14 protein-coding genes and 2 pseudogenes are annotated in these 17385 nt (G+C 59.0%); 6 read left to right on the top strand and 10 right to left on the bottom strand.

Annotation, left to right across the window (positions count from 1 at the left end):
- Window positions 1-483 precede the first annotated feature (483 nt).
- Complete coding sequence (locus tag ACQ4WP_RS15535) at window positions 484-645, top strand: PAAR-like protein (RefSeq protein WP_436522085.1); 162 nt, start codon at window positions 484-486, stop codon at window positions 643-645.
- 420 nt (window positions 646-1065) lie between these two features.
- Here ACQ4WP_RS15535 and ACQ4WP_RS15530 read toward each other — a convergent pair whose 3' ends face one another.
- From ACQ4WP_RS15530 to msuE, 3 genes are all read right to left on the bottom strand, one after another.
- Window positions 1066-2094: a methionine synthase gene (locus tag ACQ4WP_RS15530; protein ID WP_436522083.1), complete on the bottom strand. Its 1029-nt coding sequence runs from the start codon at window positions 2092-2094 to the stop codon at window positions 1066-1068.
- Window positions 2095-2122: 28 nt separating this feature from the next.
- Window positions 2123-3106 (bottom strand): DUF1852 domain-containing protein, encoded by a 984-nt coding sequence (locus ACQ4WP_RS15525; RefSeq protein WP_436522081.1) that lies wholly within the window; start codon window positions 3104-3106, stop codon window positions 2123-2125.
- Window positions 3107-3193: 87 nt separating this feature from the next.
- Entirely contained in the window at window positions 3194-3775 is a 582-nt protein-coding gene (gene msuE / locus ACQ4WP_RS15520; RefSeq protein ID WP_436522079.1) for an FMN reductase, read from the bottom strand.
- Window positions 3776-3903: 128 nt separating this feature from the next.
- On the opposite strand from msuE, the gene ACQ4WP_RS15515 reads away from it, so the two are divergent.
- The 4 genes and pseudogenes from ACQ4WP_RS15515 to ACQ4WP_RS15500 form a co-directional block, all read left to right on the top strand.
- Window positions 3904-4836, top strand: coding sequence for a LysR family transcriptional regulator (locus tag ACQ4WP_RS15515; RefSeq protein ID WP_436522077.1), 933 nt, complete (start codon window positions 3904-3906; stop codon window positions 4834-4836).
- Between the two features lie 219 nt (window positions 4837-5055).
- Window positions 5056-5178, top strand: a complete 123-nt coding sequence (locus tag ACQ4WP_RS15510; RefSeq protein WP_436522075.1) for a hypothetical protein — start codon at window positions 5056-5058, stop codon at window positions 5176-5178.
- A 308-nt stretch (window positions 5179-5486) separates the two neighbouring features.
- Window positions 5487-7718, top strand: coding sequence for an NADP-dependent isocitrate dehydrogenase (locus ACQ4WP_RS15505; protein WP_436522073.1), 2232 nt, complete (start codon window positions 5487-5489; stop codon window positions 7716-7718).
- 169 nt (window positions 7719-7887) lie between these two features.
- Window positions 7888-8802 (top strand): annotated as a pseudogene (locus ACQ4WP_RS15500) (reverse transcriptase domain-containing protein); the annotation flags it as partial.
- Window positions 8803-8900: 98 nt separating this feature from the next.
- Here the strand turns inward: ACQ4WP_RS15500 and ACQ4WP_RS15495 are convergent.
- The 6 genes and pseudogenes from ACQ4WP_RS15495 to ACQ4WP_RS15470 form a co-directional block, all read right to left on the bottom strand.
- Window positions 8901-9344, bottom strand: a complete 444-nt coding sequence (locus ACQ4WP_RS15495) for a DUF411 domain-containing protein (protein ID WP_436522071.1) — start codon at window positions 9342-9344, stop codon at window positions 8901-8903.
- 57 nt (window positions 9345-9401) lie between these two features.
- Window positions 9402-9806, bottom strand: coding sequence for a hypothetical protein (locus tag ACQ4WP_RS15490; protein ID WP_436522069.1), 405 nt, complete (start codon window positions 9804-9806; stop codon window positions 9402-9404).
- 220 nt (window positions 9807-10026) lie between these two features.
- Window positions 10027-10164 (bottom strand): annotated as a pseudogene (locus ACQ4WP_RS15485) (PAS domain S-box protein); the annotation flags it as partial.
- 205 nt (window positions 10165-10369) lie between these two features.
- Window positions 10370-11500: a sulfotransferase family protein gene (locus ACQ4WP_RS15480; RefSeq protein WP_436522067.1), complete on the bottom strand. Its 1131-nt coding sequence runs from the start codon at window positions 11498-11500 to the stop codon at window positions 10370-10372.
- Window positions 11501-11534: 34 nt separating this feature from the next.
- Entirely contained in the window at window positions 11535-12164 is a 630-nt protein-coding gene (gene cysC / locus ACQ4WP_RS15475) for an adenylyl-sulfate kinase (protein WP_436522065.1), read from the bottom strand.
- A gap of 28 nt (window positions 12165-12192) precedes the next feature.
- A complete protein-coding gene (locus tag ACQ4WP_RS15470) occupies window positions 12193-13896 on the bottom strand; it encodes a methyl-accepting chemotaxis protein (RefSeq protein WP_436522063.1) in 1704 nt (567 codons plus the stop codon).
- Between the two features lie 423 nt (window positions 13897-14319).
- On the opposite strand from ACQ4WP_RS15470, the gene ACQ4WP_RS15465 reads away from it, so the two are divergent.
- Window positions 14320-15954 (top strand): hypothetical protein, encoded by a 1635-nt coding sequence (locus ACQ4WP_RS15465; RefSeq protein ID WP_436522061.1) that lies wholly within the window; start codon window positions 14320-14322, stop codon window positions 15952-15954.
- A 58-nt stretch (window positions 15955-16012) separates the two neighbouring features.
- On the opposite strand, the gene ACQ4WP_RS15460 is transcribed toward ACQ4WP_RS15465, so the two are convergent.
- A complete protein-coding gene (locus tag ACQ4WP_RS15460) occupies window positions 16013-17377 on the bottom strand; it encodes an amino acid permease (RefSeq protein ID WP_436522059.1) in 1365 nt (454 codons plus the stop codon).
- Between the last annotated feature and the right edge of the window lie 8 nt (window positions 17378-17385).

The following is a 17385-nucleotide window of genomic DNA, read 5'->3' as shown; positions in this document are numbered from 1 at the left end:
CCACAGCGGGCCTATCACAAGACCACGAACAGCCATCACCGCTTCCGGCGCCATCCCAACCTGCTCAAGGAGGGACCGGGACAAGTGCTTGCCACGCAGCCGGAGCAGGTGTGGGTACCCGTTCGGTTGCAAAATGCGTAACACCATTCTTGTGCTGTACGACGCCATTCCGGCATCGTGACCAGTCATTCCGGTATCGTGACCGCTGATTCCGGAAGATGCTCGAAATCGGTCACGTTCGCCCGGAATGGGCGGTCACGTTGAAATGGAACGACTGGTCACGATGCCGGAATCACTGGTCACGATCGTCCGGAATACCCACCTGCAATACAAAACGCCCGATGCGGTGCATCGGGCGTTCTAACAGCAATAAATACTGTCAACCTATTTTAGGACTGGACATACAAATAAGCACTTTCGCTCATTGCCCATGCCAGCTGTCATTCATCAAGTCACCGTAGCGGCACCCGCGGGCGATGGCGCATGAGTCTCCAGGTGAGCGCGGGAACCTTGCTGCAATGTGCGTTCGGCGTGGCGCCGGCGCCGCTGGTAGTCTTGCCGCTGAACCGCGTGCTGACGGGAGCGCCTGCGGTAAATATCATGGATCACGTGCCAATCGTCAATATTCCCCCGTTCGGCACGTAGCGGCCACAGCAGGACTAAAATCTCGCCGGCCATGTCTGGCTCCACCTGGTAGAAAGTGCCGCAAAGGGCTGTTGCTTGATCTCCGGGATTGATCGCGTTCGTCAGGACTGCGGGTGTTATCCGATTTTCTTCTCCATCACCTGGAGCATGGTCGGGTCGACGGGCCACCACTTCATGCTCGGCATCGTCCATCATGGCGGCGAGTTTCGGGAACTTGGGGCATAGCTGGCCGGTCACGGTACGCCACTGCCCGCTGGCGGCTTCGGGCGTCCCCTGCACGAAGATTGTGCCGGGCCAGCACCGCTTGGCGCTGCTCCTTGCCGGCATGAGGCCAGGGCCTTGCGGATACCGTGGACGCGGCAGGATAGTATTCGGCACGTCGCTTTGGGCGACGGACCGAGACGGTATTTCACCAGCCTGCTAGGCCGAGAGTTCTCTTCGGATGATTTCTGCGCCTGCACCGAGCGCATTTAATTTGCCTCTTGCTACTCGACGAGCTAAGGGCGCCATGCCACAGTTAGTGCTAGGGTAGAGCTTGTCGGCATCGACAAACCGAAGCGCTTTGCGTAGGGTGTTGGCTACTTCCTCCGGCGTTTCAATGGTATTGCTTGCCACGTCAATGGCCCCTACCATCACTTTTTTGCCACGAATGAGTTCAATCAGGTCAATTGGAACACGAGAGTTGTGGCATTCCAGCGAGATGATATCAATATTGGATTTCTGCAGCTTGGGAAAAGATTCCTCATATTGACGCCATTCAGATCCCAGCGTATTTTTCCAATCAGTATTGGCTTTAATGCCGTAACCATAGCAAATATGTACGGCAGTTTCGCATTTGAGTCCTTCGATTGCCCTTTCCAAGGTTGCAATCCCCCAATCATTCATCTCATCAAAGAAAACATTGAATGCGGGTTCGTCAAATTGGATGATGTCGACGCCAGCAGCCTCTAATTCTTTGGCTTCCTGATTGAGGATTTTGGCGAATTCCCAGGCCAGTTTTTCGCGGCTCTTGTAGTGGCTATCATACAGCGTATCAATCATCGTCATCGGACCTGGCAAGGCCCATTTAATCGGCTGCGTGGTTTGCTGACGTAAAAACCTGGCGTCTTCAACAAAAACCGGCTTCGGGCGACTCACCGCGCCAACGACTGTCGGCACACTCGCATCATAGCGATCACGAATTCTGACGGTCTCACGTTTGTCAAAATCCACTCCGCTGAGATGCTCGATAAACGTGGTGACAAAATGCTGGCGGGTTTGCTCGCCATCACTGACAATATCAATGCCTGCCTGCTGTTGTTCCTGCAGTGACAAACGCAAAGCATCCTGTTTTCCCTCAGTTAATTCTTCGCCCTGTAATTTCCAGGGCGACCAAAGCTTTTCAGGCTGTGCAAGCCAGGAAGGTTTCGGCAAACTGCCGGCAGTTGAAGTAGGCAATAATTTTTTCATGATGGTGACTTTGTGTATTTTTGGTTAATCAGAGAGCGTAACTGGCAGCCCATTGTTCAAGAATATTCTTGTATGGCTTGATGAAGTGCTCCTCTGTATATTTTCCCTGCTTGACAGCCAGCTGACTGCGCTCTTCCCGATCATAGACAATTTGAGTCAATGAATAATCTTGATTCTTCAGGCTAGGCTGATAAAATTTCCCCGCCGCGGAATTAGCATTGTAAATCTCAGGTCGGTAAATTTTTTGAAATGTTTCCATCGTGCTGATGGTGCCGATAAGCTCAAGATTGGTGTAGTCACCCAGCAGATCGCCAATAAAATAAAAAGCCAGAGGTGCTGCACTGTTTGGTGGCATGAAATAGCGAACTTGCAGCCCCATTTTTTCGAAATATTGATCAGTCGAGGAAAATTCATTTTGTTGATACTCAACGCCCAATATGGGGTGCTGATTTTCCGTCCGCTGATAGGTTTTACTGCTAGAGGCGCTGATGCAGATAACCGGCGCCTTGTTGAAGTGTTCTTTGTAAGTATTTGATCTTACAAAGTGTTTGAACAGCTTTCCATGAAAATCGCCAAAGTTATCTGGAGTGCTGAATATGGATTTATTATTGTTGTGCTCTGGCAGCAGCACGCTGAAATCGTAATCGCGCACGTAAGAGGAGAAGTTATTCCCTGCAATGCCATCAATGCGTTCGTTTGTTTTTTTGTCAATGATATTCGGTTTCAATATCTCAATCAATGGAAGTGCATCATTGCTGCCTGCGACATCAATCTTCATCGCAACGGAAATTATTTCGAGCTCGACAGAATAGCGGTCTCCCTTCGGATTGTCCCAATGCGCCAGGTTGTTGAAGCGGCTGTCGATCATTTTCAGGGTATTGCGCAAATTCTCCTGGCGGCTCTTTCCCCTGGCCAAATTGGCAAAGTTGGTCGTCAGGCGAGTATTGTCTGATGGATGATAGTTTTCATCGAAAATAATGCTTTTGATGCTGAATGCAAAATCTTTGCTCATGGTGATCTGGTGTCCTGATTTCTGCGAAAAATATGAATAGGTTTATTGCTTATTCGGTCAGTCTTTAAATGACCGTCGTTATGAGTATCAGGCTGCGACCACCTCTTCAGCGGTGGCAGATCTCGCATGGCGCGTCAATTCGACCAATGGCAATGCCCGTTGTACCGCCAGTGTGGCCCGCTGGATCAAGGCCTCGTTTTGTAGACGGTAGTCGACGAAATCCTTGTCGGTCGCGTAGACGCCCAGCGGTAATGTGCGTGCCTGGAAGAAGCTGAACAGCGGCCGCAACTGGTGGTCGATCATCAGGGCATGGCGCTCGCTGCCGCCGGTGGCAGCCAACAAGACTGGCTTGTCGATCAAGGCGTCCTGATGAATGAAGTCGAAGAAGTGCTTGAACAGTCCCGTGTACGAGCCGCGGAAGACCGGTGTTGCCACCACCAGGATGTCGGCTTGCTCGACCGCTGCAAGTTCCCGCTCCACCGTATCGGGCAGGTGGGAGCGCCAGACCGCGCCGGCAAGCTGCGGTGCGAGCTGACCCAGTTCGACCAGGCGTTGTTCGCACAGCACTTCGTCGGCGATCAGATCCATCAGGTGCTCTGCCAGGGCTGCAGCCTTGGAAGGGCGTTGCAGCCCGCCGGAAACCGCTACTAAACGCAGTGGACGTGTCATTTTTGCTTTCATATGGATGGATGTGCCAGGGCCGAAAAATACAGGCAACAAGGGGATCGATGATAGCGGCGGGAATCGATGAAGTATAATGGTCTTATTTCATACATCCATGAACATGGCTCATCTCAATGCTTGAACGCATCCACCTCAGCATCGTCCAGCAGGTCGAGAAACAAGGGTCGTTGACGGCCGCAGCTAGCGTGCTGCACCTGACCCAGTCGGCCCTGAGCCACAGCATGAAGAAGCTGGAGCAGCAACTGGGCACCGACGTCTGGCTGCGCGAAGGGAGAAACCTGCGCCTGACGCAGGCCGGCCAGTATCTGCTGGCGGTGGCGAACCGGGTGCTGCCGCAACTGGACCTGGCCGAAGAGCGCCTGGGCCAGTTCGCGCAGGGCGAGCGCGGCGCGCTGCGCATCGGCATGGAATGCCACCCTTGCTACCAGTGGCTGCTCAAAGTGGTGTCTCCCTATCTGGCCGCATGGCCCGACGTGGATGTGGACGTCAAGCAGAAGTTCCAGTTCGGCGGGATCGGCGCGCTCTTCGGCTACGAGATCGACCTGCTGGTCACGCCCGACCCGCTGTACAAGCCGGGGCTGACATTCGAACCTGTGTTCGACTACGAGCAGGTGCTCGTAGTGGCCAAGGGCCATGCCCTGGCGTCGGCGGCATATGTGAAGCCCCAGCAACTGACCCAGGAAGTGCTCATCAGCTACCCCGTGGACATCGAGCGCCTGGACATCTATAACCAGTTCCTTTTGCCGGCCGGTGTCACGCCCAAGCGCCACAAAGCCATCGAAACCACCGATATCATGCTGCAGATGGTGGCCAGCGGCCGCGGTGTGGCCGCCCTGCCGCGCTGGCTGGTCGAGGAATACGCGACCAAGATGGAGGTGGTGCCTGTGCGGCTGGGCGCGCGAGGCGTCGCCAAGCAGATCTTCCTGGGGGCACGCGAGGCGGACACCGCCATCGACTACGTGCGGGCCTTCATCGAACTGGCCCGCCAGCCTGCCATCGTCATGGCGCAAGGAAGCGATGCTAAAGCCCTTGATGCATCCCGATAAGCCCAGGCCCGCCAGCAACATCACGCAGGCCTATTCCTTGGAAGTCAGTGTGAAGGACATTGCTGCTTTAAGCGCAGCGGCGCCCCGGATCTTGCCCGCGTCAACCATTTTCATTCCCTGCCTGCCTCGCGGGGACAACGACGCGTGACTGAAAGTGCTGCGCGAGCGTGGCTGGGCTCGCGCACGGCCGCGCGGCGCCTTTCCGGGTTCTGGGTTTTCTTGGTTAGCAATGTGCTGTGGGTCTGCTGGGGCTGGCAAGAGGAGGCCTGGGCCTTGATCGTGCTGAACGTTTGCCTGGCGATGACGAATGTGCGCGGCATCGTCAAGAACGAGCGGGCGTGACATCGCTTCCACTTGAATATTGTCAACATTGAATGCTTCTCCAAGGCCGCATACATGCCCTGCTATTGTCCTGCGCCCATTTCAAGGAGGAAAATGGTCGTTCTGGCCCGGTAGCTTCAGATATTTGCTGTCTTATATAAGATTCGGCGCCATCGAATACACAAACAGCGGCAGGACAGTCTAAAATACGTGGTGGGCAAGCACGGCGTCACCGCCGGCACACTAGCCGTCCAAAGCAAGGCTAACCGTCCTGTGTTTGGAATGAAGAAAGTTAACCACCAGGCATCACCGCATACAAGGGAATGAACATGGCAACACAAAAATCCAAAATCATCTACACGCTGACTGACGAGGCGCCGCTGCTCGCGACGTATTCCCTGCTGCCGATTATCAAAAAATTCACCGCGCCGGCTGGCGTGGACGTGGTCGCCACTGATATTTCGGTGGCATCGCGTGTACTGGCCGAATTTCCCGAATTCCTGACGGACGCGCAAAAAGTCCCGAATACCCTGGCTGAACTGGGCAAATTGACCCAGAGTCCGGATACCAACATCATCAAACTGCCGAACATCAGCGCTTCCCAAGGTCAATTGATCGCTTGCGTGCGCGAATTGCAAGGCCGTGGCTACAAGCTGCCGGACTATCCGGAAGACGCGAAGACGGAAGAAGAAAAAGCCTTGAAGGCCCGCTACGGCAAGTGCATCGGCAGCTCGGTCAATCCGGTCCTGCGTGAAGGCAATTCCGACCGCCGCGCACCGAAGGCTGTCAAAGAGTATGCACGCAAGCACCCGCATTCGATGGGCGAGTGGAGCCAGGCGTCACAAACCCACGTCTCGCACATGCATCATGGCGACTTCTACCATGGCGAAAAATCGCTGACCCTGGAAAAGGCGCGTGATGTCAAGATGGAACTGGTCACCGCCTCGGGCAAGACCATCGTGCTGAAACCGAAGGTTGCGCTGCAAGCGGGCGAAATCATCGACAGCATGTTCATGAGCAAGAAAGCGCTGCTGGAGTTCTACGAGAAGGAAATCGACGACGCCTTCAAGACGGGCGTGATGTTCTCGCTGCACGTCAAGGCCACCATGATGAAGGTCTCGCACCCGATCGTCTTCGGCCACTGCGTGCGTATTTTCTACAAGGACGCGTTCGCCAAGCATGCCGCCCTGTTCGACAAGCTGGGCGTGAATGTCAACAACGGCATGAGCAACCTGTACGACAAGATCGAGACCTTGCCGGCGTCGCAAAAAGACGAAGTGCTGAAAGACCTGCACGCTTGCCACGCGAATCGTCCGGAACTGGCCATGGTCGATTCGGCCAAGGGCATCACCAACTTCCATTCGCCGAACGACATCATCGTCGACGCGTCCATGCCGGCCATGATCCGTATCGGCGGCAAGATGTGGGGTGCCGATGGCCGTCCGAAGGATGTCAAGGCAGTCATGCCGGAATCGACTTTCGCGCGCATCTACCAGGAAATGATTGGCTTTTGCAAATGGCATGGCAACTTCGATCCGAAGACCATGGGCACCGTGCCGAACGTGGGCCTGATGGCGCAGCAAGCGGAAGAGTACGGTTCGCACGACAAGACCTTTGAAGTGCCGGAAGGCGGCATCGCCAACATTACCGACCTGGAAACGGGCGAAGTGCTGCTGACGCAAACGGTGGAAGAGGGCGATATCTGGCGCATGTGCCAGGTCAAGGACGCGCCGATCCGCGACTGGGTCAAGCTGGCTGTCACCCGCGCGCGCAACTCGGGCATGCCTGCCGTGTTCTGGCTCGATTCCTACCGTCCGCACGAGAACGAAGTCATCAAGAAGGTACAGGCTTACCTGAAGGAACACGACATCAAGGGCCTGGACATCCAGATCATGTCGCAAACGCGTGCCATGCGCTACACACTGGAGCGCGCCTTCCGCGGCCTGGACACCATTTCGGTGACGGGCAACATCCTGCGCGATTACCTGACCGACCTGTTCCCGATCCTGGAACTGGGCACCAGCGCCAAGATGCTGTCGATCGTGCCGTTGATGGCCGGTGGCGGCATGTACGAAACGGGCGCCGGCGGTTCGGCACCGAAACACGTCAAGCAACTGGTGGAAGAAAACCATTTGCGCTGGGATTCGCTGGGTGAGTTCCTGGCCCTGGCCGTGTCGCTGGAAGACATGGGCATCAAGACGGGCAATGCAAAGGCTAAAATCCTCGCGAAAACCCTGGACGAAGCCACCGGCAAGCTGCTGGACAACAACAAGTCGCCATCGCCACGTACCGGCGAACTCGACAACCGCGGCAGCCATTTCTATCTGGCGATGTACTGGGCGCAAGCCCTGGTAGCGCAGAAGGACGATGCGGAACTGGCAGCGCATTTCGCGCCATTGGCAAAAGCCCTGGCCGAGAATGAAGAAAAGATCGTCGCCGAGCTGAAAGCAGTGCAAGGCAAGGAAACGGATATCGGCGGCTACTACCTGCCAGATCCGGCGAAGACGGAAGCGGTCATGCGTCCTAGCGCCAGCCTGAATGCGGTGCTGGACAGCATCTGATGCAGTCCTGACAGACAGTAAGTTCTTTACCGCTGTAGGATAAAAAACGCCGCCGGGAGCAATCCCTGCGGCGTTTTTCATGTGCGCCCAGCATGGGCGCGCTCCTGCGGGTGCAAGTCCCGTCGCAAGCTGACCACAGTGAGCGAAGTGAAGCGCAACTGCGGAAGGGTACGGCTTCCGTCCGGGCCGGCGTGCGCAAGATGCGGTGTTGGCCGCGCAAACGTATGTCCAGTCTGGTCTGCGGGTCGTGGTGAATGTTGACCTGTCGAAGTTCTTTGACCGGGTCAACCATGACATCCTGATCGATCGCCTGAGGAAACGCATCGATGACGCCGGAGTGATCCGGTTGGTGCGTGCGTACTTGAACAGCGGCATCATGGATCATGGCGTGGTGCTGGCACGGGGCGAGGGCACGCCGCAAGGTGGGCCGCTCAGTCCGTTGCTGGCCAAGGTGATGCTCGATGAAGTGGACAAGGAACTGGAACGGCGCGGCCATCGCTTTGTGCGCTACGCCGACGATGCGAACGTGTATGTGCGCAGTGTGCAGGCGGGGGAGCGGGTGATGGGGCTGTTGCGGCGCTGCTATGCCAAGTTGCACCTCGTGGTCAACGAAGGCAAGAGCGCAGTGGTCAGCGTCTTTGGTCGCAAGTTCCTCGGTTACAGTCTGTGGGTGGGGCCAGGGCGCGAAGTAAAGCGCAAGGTGGCCGACAAGGCGCTGAGCACGTTCAAACAGCGCATCCGTGAGCTGACCCGCCGTTCCGGTGGGCCCAGCATGGGGCAAGTGGTGGAGCGATTTCGTGCTTATATGCTGGGATGGAAGGGGTATTTCCAGCTGGCGCAAACGCCCAAGATATGGCGAACTCTCGATGAATGGCTGCGTCACAGGCTGCGGGCTATCCAGCTCAGGCACTGGAAGCGTGGAACCACCATGTATCGGGAATTGCTGAAACTTGGCGCTGCGGCATAGGTGGCAAAACGAGTGGCGGCCAACAGCCGCCGCTGGTGGCGCAATAGCGACGGGTTGCTGAAAACAGTGATGACGATTGCCTATTTCGATCGCTTGGGTGTGCCGCGCCTGTCTTGACCTCAACTACTCGAACCGCCCGGTGCGGACCCGCATGCCGGGTGGTGTGGCAGGGGAGCGGCCTTCACGGCTGCCCCCTATGCCGATTTCTTTAGCGATTATTTGTAATGCTTGTAGACAGTGGTGCTGCCATTGTTATTGACCAGCAAGACGTCATACGCATCCTTGCGTGGCCCTTCCATGCCTGGCGAGCCCATCGGCATTGCCGACACGGCCAGGCCTTTCGCCTTGGGTTTCTCGCGCAGCAGCTGCTTGATCTCGTTGGCCGGTACATGGCCTTCGATGGCGTAGCCGTTGACGAGGCCCGTATGGCAGGAACCGAGTGCGTCGGGAATGCCTGCCAGCTTGCGGTATTGCGCCGGCATCTCGACATTTTTCGCGCGCACCGTAAAACCGTTCGTTTCCAGATGCTTGATCCATTCGGAACAGCAGCCGCACGAGGCGCTCTTGTAGACTTCAATGACGGGCAGGGCCGCCATGGCGAACGTGGGCAGGCCCAGCATGGCGGCGAAGGTGCCGCGCAGTAAGAAATGTTTGATCATGTGTTGCTTTCAGACGAATAAGGGCTATCGTGGCCACCTTGGTGGCCTGCTTGGTATTTAAGCGAAAAGCGGCCGCGGCGGCCGGCGCGGGCCGTCGGGAATGAATCCCGTCAGAAAGGTGGCCGTTGCGATGGTGACTTGTTGCGCGCCGGTGCAGGCCGCGGCAAGAAGGGCGAGGCAGGGCGGCATCAGTGCGCCCAGGCAAAAGCTGGAACAGGCGCCGCACGCTGGGTGCTTGGCAGGGGTCTTGTTTTCTTCTTGCGTGCCGACGCTGTGGGGGGCGGCGGATGATTGCGCAGCGTGATGCTGGCAGTCCGCTGCCATCATGGCGGCAGGCAAGGCAGCGAGCGGCGCGCACGTCCGCGTGGCGCCCGCAGCCCCCGCCTGCAGCGGCACCGCCGTGATCAACAGCAGGATCAGCCATGTTTTGAAGAGTCTTAGCATCGCCGGAAAGTATAGCATAGGGGCACTATCGCCAAGAGAGCAGGCGCCCGCTAGCGCGCGGCGGTGGAGCGCGCCTTCGACGCGTACATGGCCCGGTCCGCATGGCGCAGCAGCATGCTATCGCCATCTTCCGGATAGTGCGCCACGCCGATGCTGACGGCGATGTGTCATTGCTGACCGTTGCCCAATTGTCGCGGTACGGCCAGGGTCGCATGGATTTTTTGCTCGGCATGAGCTTGCCGAGCATTTCCTGCTGCGTGTAGCCGAAGATGCATTCACAGGCCGCACTGACGAACACAAAGCGTCTGTCCACGTCGAGCATGCACACGGCGCCGAGCAGCAAATCGGTGAAACTGGCGAACGGCGCGCTAATCATATGTTTCATATGCGCACTATTCTAGTGGACATTAGCGATGGATATTGAAGTTGTTGTTTTTAGGAAAAAGTGACCATTGAGTGCGGCTTGCCCGGCTGGCAACGGCGGCGGCATGCTCATGCTTGTCACTTCGGAGGAGGCGTCCGGTCAAAAAGTTGCCTTCCAGATGCAGGAGCGCAGCCTGGAACAGCTGATGGCCAGGCTCTTAATCACTGACGACAAACGCGCCCGGGTCGAGTTGATCCAGCGTAACGATGGTACCGCTGCCCGGTGCGCCGCTGCTCTGGTTGAGCCGTACATGCAGCTGGGCCAGATAGTCGGCGCGGCAGCGGCGCAGCACGTAATCGCGGAAGTTGTCCTGTTCCAGGGCGCGCCAGGCGCGTTCGCTTCCTTGCGCCGAGCGCATGCCGGCCAGATCGATCAGCGCGGGCGTGATGTTGGCGTCGCCGCGGCTCAGGCGCGCGTAGCCGTAGCGGTCCATATACGGGCCGGTGAGCGTTTCGATGAGGTTGATGTCATCGTCCGACAGTTGCTGCTTGAATTTGTCGATGTTGGCTGCAATCGGCGCATAGCAGTTGGCCGACCAGAGGGACGACAACTGTGCAATCTGCCGCGCTTCCGACGAAGCGGCCACATCCAGCATCTGCGGCAGGAAGGCGATGCCGAGGAAGCCGCATACGGTTTCCAGCGTCTCTTGTTGCCGCGACAGGAAGTCTTCATAGCGTATCGTCAGCACGCGCTGCCGATAGCGTTGCACGACATGGTCGGCTGCCACATGGGCGGCCAGCCAGGTCCTGGCATTGAGCAGCGAGTCGAAATCGTGGATGATGGCGCGGTTCATCGACGCCACTTGCGCGCGCGGATCGCGCACCACGTTCAGGAACAGCATGTCCGGATACAGCTGCACGATGTCGTCGGCGTAGTGCACGCTGTCGAGCGACTTGTCCATGACCACCTGCGCGTGGCGGCGTTCGCCCGTGCGCAGCAGCAGCTCCCATGCTACGCGGTGGATGCTGCGCGGCTGGCCGCGCAGCGTCTCGAACACTTCCACCGGATCGAAGACGACCCCCGGCCACTTGACCATGCTGACCGCCGCCAGGCCCACCACATCGACCACCAGGCGAAAGTAGGCGCGGTCGTCGCGCAAGTCGCCGTACAGGGGCAGCAGCGGCATCATATCGACCAGGTGCAGCGGATACGGTGAATAAAACTGCGGCGACAGGTTCAGGCGCAGGCGCAGGGCATGGCTGCCGCAGCGGCGCAGCGCGATCATCATGGCGGGGCGCGGGCGCGGGCGCGGGCGCGCGCCGTCGCCGGGATGGTGGCTGCTGTTCATCTCATCATTCCTCGAAAAAGGTGTCCGCGCGGCATCAGATGAAGCGCGGGCACAGCTGCTGGAACAGCCGCTCGCAGGCCTGTTTCAGCGACAGCACGCCCGTGTCCAGCGTCAGCGCCGGCGTCAGCGGTGCCTCGTAGGGCGCGGAGACGCCCGTAAATGACGGGATCAGTCCGGCCCGCGCTTTTTTGTACAGTCCCTTGGGATCGCGTTCCTCGCACAGTGCGGACGGCGTGCTCACGTAGGTTTCGATAAAATTGTCGGCGCCGATGATCTGGCGCGCCATCTCGCGGTCGCTGCGCAGCGGCGAGATGAAGGCGCAGATGACCATCATGCCGGCGTCGTTCATCAGCCTGGCCACGACGGCGCCGCGGCGGATGTTTTCCTGGCGGTCGCGGGGAGAGAAACCCAGGTCGCCATTCAGGTGGTGCCGCATATTGTCGCCGTCGAGCACGCAGCTCAGGTGGCCCTCTGCCAGCAGCCGCCTTTCCAGCGCGTACGCCAGCGTCGATTTGCCCGCTCCGCTCAGGCCGGTCAGCCACAGCGTCGCGGCCCGCTGGCCGGCTAGCGGGCCCCGCTGTGCCTTGCTGATATGGCCCACATGCGGGAAGATGTGCGCTACCGCCACGCCGCCCGCCGCGTCTATCTGTTCCAGCTTACCCATGCGCTACTCCCCCGTTGCCGGCTCGGCACTATTGCCACTCGATTTCGCGGGGTTTGGCCGCTGCCGGACGGGCCGGCTTCGCCGTTGCGGGGGGGCGCCGTACTGCCAGGGGCGGTGGCGGACGGCTTGCCAAGCGCAGTTCCGGATTGCGGCCGCCGGCCATATTTCCCACGCGGAAGACGCTGACCACGTCGTTCAGGCTGTTGACCTGTTCTTGCATGGCTTGCGCGGCGGCGGCGGCTTCCTCGACCAAGGCCGCGTTTTGCTGTGTGACATTGTCCATTTGCGTCACGGCCATATTGATTTGCTCGATGCCGGCCGATTGCTCCTGGCTGGCGGACATCATTTCGGACATGATGCCGGTGACGCGCCTGACGCTGGCGACCACCTCGTGCATGGTCGATCCGGCTTGTTCGACCAGGCGGTTGCCGGCCTGGACCTTGTCGACCGAGTCGCCGATCAAGTCCTTGATTTCCTTGGCCGCCGCGGCCGAGCGCTGCGCCAGATTGCGCACCTCGGTGGCCACCACGGCAAAGCCGCGCCCCTGTTCCCCGGCGCGCGCTGCTTCCACGGCCGCATTCAAGGCCAGGATATTCGTCTGGAAGGCGATGCCGTCGATGACGGCGATGATGTCGACGATCTTGCGCGCCGAGACATCGATGGCCGCCATGGTGTCGACCACCTGCGCCACCACGGCGCCGCCCTTGGTGGCGACATCGGAGGCCGATTCGGCCAGTCCGTTGGCCTGGCGCGCATGGTCGGTGTTGATGCGTACCGTGCTCGTCAATTCTTCCATGGACGAAGCGGTTTGCTCCAGCGTGCTGGCCTGCTGTTCCGTGCGCGAAGACAAGTCCAGGTTGCCCATGGCGATTTGTCCCGCCGCCGTGGCGATGGTCTCGGTGCTGGCGTGAACTTGCTGGACGATTTGCGCCAGGCTGTCGCGCATCGATTGCATGGCGAACAGCAGGCTGTGCGTGTCGCCGGCGCGGGTGTGAATGGCGACGGCCAGGTTGCCGCTGGCGATCTGCCCGGCGATTGCCGCCGCTTCGTCTGGTTCGCAACCGAGTTGGCGGGTCACCCCGCGCGTGATCAGCACTGCGGCCAACAGGCTGGTGGCCAGCGCCAGCGAGCCGATGATCAGCATCACCAGGCGCGCCTGGTTGTAGGCAGCCTCGGCATTGATAGACGCTTCGTTATTCTGCTTTTCTTCGACGGCGATCAAGGTGCGCAGCAATTCCCACCATTGCTTTTGCACGGGGCGGAATTCATAGCGTAACAGCTTGTAGGCATCGTCCTGCTTCTGGTTCAGCGCCAGCGTGGCGGCCCTTTGAATAAAGGGGGCGGCCAGTTCGCTTTGTCTGCGGATTTGTTCAAGCAGGCTTCTTTCTTCGTTAGAAGTGCCTTCCCGTTTGGCGAACATTTTTCCCAGCTTTTGCTGGGCGGCATCGTATTTTTTTTCCTGCGCAGCGATGCGCGTGACTTCGATCTGGATTTCCTTGTCCTCTTTCAGCAAAATCAGATTGCGCATCGCCAGCGCCCGTTCGGTGACCGTCAAATCCATGGTTTGGGCCAGGCTGGTTTCGACGTTGTTGACCTTGGTGGTTTCATCCATGCGGTCCTGGATTTGCCGCATGCTGGTCAACCCCAGCGTGATGACCAGCAACAGGAACATGGCGACCAGGCCAAAGCCAAGACTGAGCCGCTTGGCGATTGTTAAGTTCATCAATTTCATACTGCCTCCTTAAGGCCGTGCTTCCTGTTCCGAATAAGCAAATGCGGATTTATCACGAAGCACTCAGCGATCATAGTGATTGCTGGTAGATGAAAAGTCACACATAGTCACTTTCATCATTTGAGCAACAGTAAAAATTTACTTGCGGCAACAGTTCCAATTTGAGTTAAATGGCGCGCACGCGCTGGCGCCACCACTGGGGCGGAGCGTGATTTACGTTAAGAATGAAAAAGTTTCATGCCACATTGTTCTCATGATTTTACATTTCACGTCGTTATAGCTGTGTCTGCCTGGCACCTGAAGCGGCGTGTATCCCACGTCTGGCTGAAACTGGGCCAGCTTGACGGTTGATTGTTATCAAAAACCAAAAGTTATGAATATCTTACCCATACACCACTACTCGTTTAGCAAGGCATAACGACCATGACCTCCGTCTCCTCGATCCCGAGCTGGAATCCAAGCCCGTCCCGTTCCTCTGCCGCTACGGCAAGCAGGGCGGACGCACCCTCATCCCCGGCGCCGACCCCTTCCACCATCGTCGCCTTCGGCGGCCCGCCGGCCGTGTCATCTCTCGTGCCTTCGCCGGAGATATGGGAAAGCCCATCGCGCGATGGCGTCAGCGAGCAAATGACGAAAAACTTTTTTTCGCGCACAGTTGGCGGCCGTTTCGGCGGCCTGGGCGCGAGCTTGCTGGAGCAGATCAAGGGGGGCGTGCGCAATGTGTCGCAGGCAGTGCAGCAATCGCCGCCGCGCATGGAGCCCAATACCTACAGCGAAATTGGGGCCTTGCCGCCGGCCAGCCTGCACGGCAATGGCGAAGACAGGGTCACTCTCAGCATCACCACCAGGAGCGGCGTGGAGGTCAAGTTGTCGCTCGACAGCCAGGACGATGGCCTGGCCGTGCGCATGAGCACGAGCGGCGAACTCAGCGAGGTCGAGGCCGATACGCTGGGCGGCCTGGCCGACGCGTTCCAGGAAGCCATCGATGGCATGGCGAAAGGGCAGCCGAAGATCAAGTTGAACGGCCTGATGCAATTCGACCAGGACGTGCTGGCGTCGGTGAACTTGCACGCGGAAGTGAAAGTGCGCACCGAGCCGCAAAGCACGCAGACGCTGGACTTCCAGGCCGACAGCGCGCAGCGCAAGGTCAGCTTCAGGGGCGTGGCCGGATCGCTGGACGTGAAGGTGGACGCCAGCAAGCTCAATGCCCTGGGCAGCCAGCAACAGCAGGCCAAGGCCATGAGCAGTTATATGAAGCAGATCGGCCAGGCCGCGTCGCGCGGGCATGGCGATCCCGCGCTGATGGCGATGTTCAAGGATGCGTTTGGCGCCTTGCACAGCAACGCCGCCGCGCCGCAGGATGCGCCCGGCGTGCCGGCAGCGGGCAAGTGGCGCCTGGCAGCCGAGGACAAGGCGATCTTGACCGGCATGGCGGACTTCAGCGCTTCGGTGTCGCAAACGCCGAAATCGAGCAATTCCATGCGCTTGGCGGAAACGGATGGCTTCAACTATGAACTGTCGCAACAGACGACCCTGGCCGGCGCCAGCCAGGACGAGCGCTCGATCCAGCAGCAGCAGCAATCAAAGCTGAGCGCCAGCTTCCACATGCCCTTGATTCCCGGCGTGCCGTTGCGCTTGACGGAAGCGGTGGAATCACAGAATTACACCTACCACCAGATCGAAGACACGGCCAGCAGCGATGCGCAACTGGCCTACAAGGAAGGTAAGCTGGTAAAAGCGAGCCTGCGGCAGGCGGCCACCCAGTCCACGCATGTCATGACATATGCGATGGGCAAGCTGGAGTCGGACACGACCACACCGACCCAGCATTCCGTGCAGCGCGACTTGCTCATGCTGCTGTGGCCTTACAAGACGGGTACCACGGACCAGACTGTCGAGGGAAGGGCCGAGCAGCACAAGCAGGATTTGCTGACACTGAACGACGATATCATGCTGCAATCTTATCCCGGTCAGTGGATCAGCCTGTGGCAAGGGGGCGCCATGCCCGAGGCACAGGAAGCCAATAATGGGGCTGCCGGCGCACCAGCAGGCGCATAGCGTGCAGAGAAAAAGCCCGTCTTCGAAGGCGGGCTTTTTCTTTGGCGAAGGTGTCGCGTCAGGCCTTGGCCTTGCTTTGCCTGACCCAGTAGCCGACGCCCAGCGCCGCCAGCCACACGGGAATCAGGTAGACGGAGATGCGCAGGCCCGGCGTCAGGTACATGATCACCAGGATGCCGGCCAGGAAGACCAGGCACAGGTAGTTGGTGAACGGGTAGCCCAGGCTCTGGAATAGCGTCGTCTTGCCTTCCAATTTCTTTTGCGCGCGGAAGCGCAAATGAATCCAGCTGATCATGGCCCAGTTGATGATCAGCGCCGAGACCACGAGTCCCATCAGCACTTCGAACGCTTCGCCCGGCATGAAGTAATTGACCACCACGCAGGCGCCCGTCGCCAGGGCCGACACGCCCAGGGCAACCAGCGGCACGCCGCGGCGGTTCAGGTGCAGCAGCGCGCGCGGCGCATTGCCTTGCTTGGCCAGGCCGAACAGCATGCGCGTGTTGCAGTACACGCCGCTGTTGTAGACGGACAGGGCGGCCGTCAGCACCACCACGTTCAGGGCCGTGGCCACCAGGTTGCTGTCGAGTGCATGGAAGATCAGCACGAACGGGCTGCCGCCGGTGACGACGTTTTGCCACGGGTATAGCGACAGCAAAATGCCGAGTGCGCCGATGTAAAAGATCAGGATGCGGTAAATGGCCTGGTTGGTGGCGCGTGGAATCGTCGTGCTTGGGTCGTCCGCCTCGGCCGCCGTGATGCCCACCAGTTCCAGGCCGCCGAACGAGAACATGATGACGGCCATGGCCATCACCAGGCCCTGCCAGCCATTCGGAAAGAAGCCGCCGTGCTGCCACAGGTTGGCCACCGACGCTTGCGGGCCCGCGTCGCCGGAAGCGAGCAGGTACGCGCCGAAGACGATCATGCCGATGATGGCGACCACCTTGATGAGGGCGAACCAGAATTCCATTTCGCCAAACGCTTTGACATTCAACAAACTGATGGCGTTGATGGCGCAAAAGAAGATGAGCGCCGAGACCCAGGTAGGCACGCCCGGCCACCAGTACTGCACATAGATGCCGACGGCCGTCAGCTCGGCCATGCTGACGAGTACATACAGCACCCAGTAATTCCAGCCCGACAGGAAGCCGGGCAGGTGGCCGCAGTATTTGTCGGCAAAATAGCTGAAGGAGCCGGCGACGGGTTCGTCGACCACCATCTCGCCCAGCTGGCGCATGATCAGGAAGGCGATCACGCCGGCGATGCCATAGCCCAGCAGCACGGAAGGGCCGGCCATCTTGATGGTTTGCGCGATGCCCAGAAACAGGCCGGTGCCGATGGCGCCGCCCAGGGCGATGAGCTGGATGTGGCGGCTTTTCAGGCCGCGCTTGAGCTCTTGTGGCTCGGTATTCCCGACTGCCGTCATATGTTTTA

It is taken from the genome of Janthinobacterium lyxosi (genome assembly GCF_051380665.1).
Lineage (GTDB): Bacteria > Pseudomonadota > Gammaproteobacteria > Burkholderiales > Burkholderiaceae_D > Janthinobacterium.
Note: the sequence above shows the minus strand (reverse complement) of the source record. Positions and strands in the feature narration are given on the sequence as shown.

What these genes read in the sequence shown, in the direction of transcription:
- ACQ4WP_RS15535 (WP_436522085.1), top strand. Translation starts at nt 484, where the DNA reads ATGAGTCTCCAGGTGAGCGCGGGAACCTTGCTGCAATGTGCGTTCGGC.
- ACQ4WP_RS15530 (WP_436522083.1), bottom strand. Translation starts at nt 2,094, where the DNA reads ATGAAAAAATTATTGCCTACTTCAACTGCCGGCAGTTTGCCGAAACCT.
- ACQ4WP_RS15525 (WP_436522081.1), bottom strand. Translation starts at nt 3,106, where the DNA reads ATGAGCAAAGATTTTGCATTCAGCATCAAAAGCATTATTTTCGATGAA.
- msuE (WP_436522079.1), bottom strand. Translation starts at nt 3,775, where the DNA reads ATGACACGTCCACTGCGTTTAGTAGCGGTTTCCGGCGGGCTGCAACGC.
- ACQ4WP_RS15515 (WP_436522077.1), top strand. Translation starts at nt 3,904, where the DNA reads ATGCTTGAACGCATCCACCTCAGCATCGTCCAGCAGGTCGAGAAACAA.
- ACQ4WP_RS15505 (WP_436522073.1), top strand. Translation starts at nt 5,487, where the DNA reads ATGGCAACACAAAAATCCAAAATCATCTACACGCTGACTGACGAGGCG.
- ACQ4WP_RS15495 (WP_436522071.1), bottom strand. Translation starts at nt 9,344, where the DNA reads ATGATCAAACATTTCTTACTGCGCGGCACCTTCGCCGCCATGCTGGGC.
- ACQ4WP_RS15490 (WP_436522069.1), bottom strand. Translation starts at nt 9,806, where the DNA reads ATGCTATACTTTCCGGCGATGCTAAGACTCTTCAAAACATGGCTGATC.
- ACQ4WP_RS15480 (WP_436522067.1), bottom strand. Translation starts at nt 11,500, where the DNA reads ATGAACAGCAGCCACCATCCCGGCGACGGCGCGCGCCCGCGCCCGCGC.
- cysC (WP_436522065.1), bottom strand. Translation starts at nt 12,164, where the DNA reads ATGGGTAAGCTGGAACAGATAGACGCGGCGGGCGGCGTGGCGGTAGCG.
- ACQ4WP_RS15470 (WP_436522063.1), bottom strand. Translation starts at nt 13,896, where the DNA reads ATGAAATTGATGAACTTAACAATCGCCAAGCGGCTCAGTCTTGGCTTT.
- ACQ4WP_RS15465 (WP_436522061.1), top strand. Translation starts at nt 14,320, where the DNA reads ATGACCTCCGTCTCCTCGATCCCGAGCTGGAATCCAAGCCCGTCCCGT.
- ACQ4WP_RS15460 (WP_436522059.1), bottom strand. Translation starts at nt 17,377, where the DNA reads ATGACGGCAGTCGGGAATACCGAGCCACAAGAGCTCAAGCGCGGCCTG.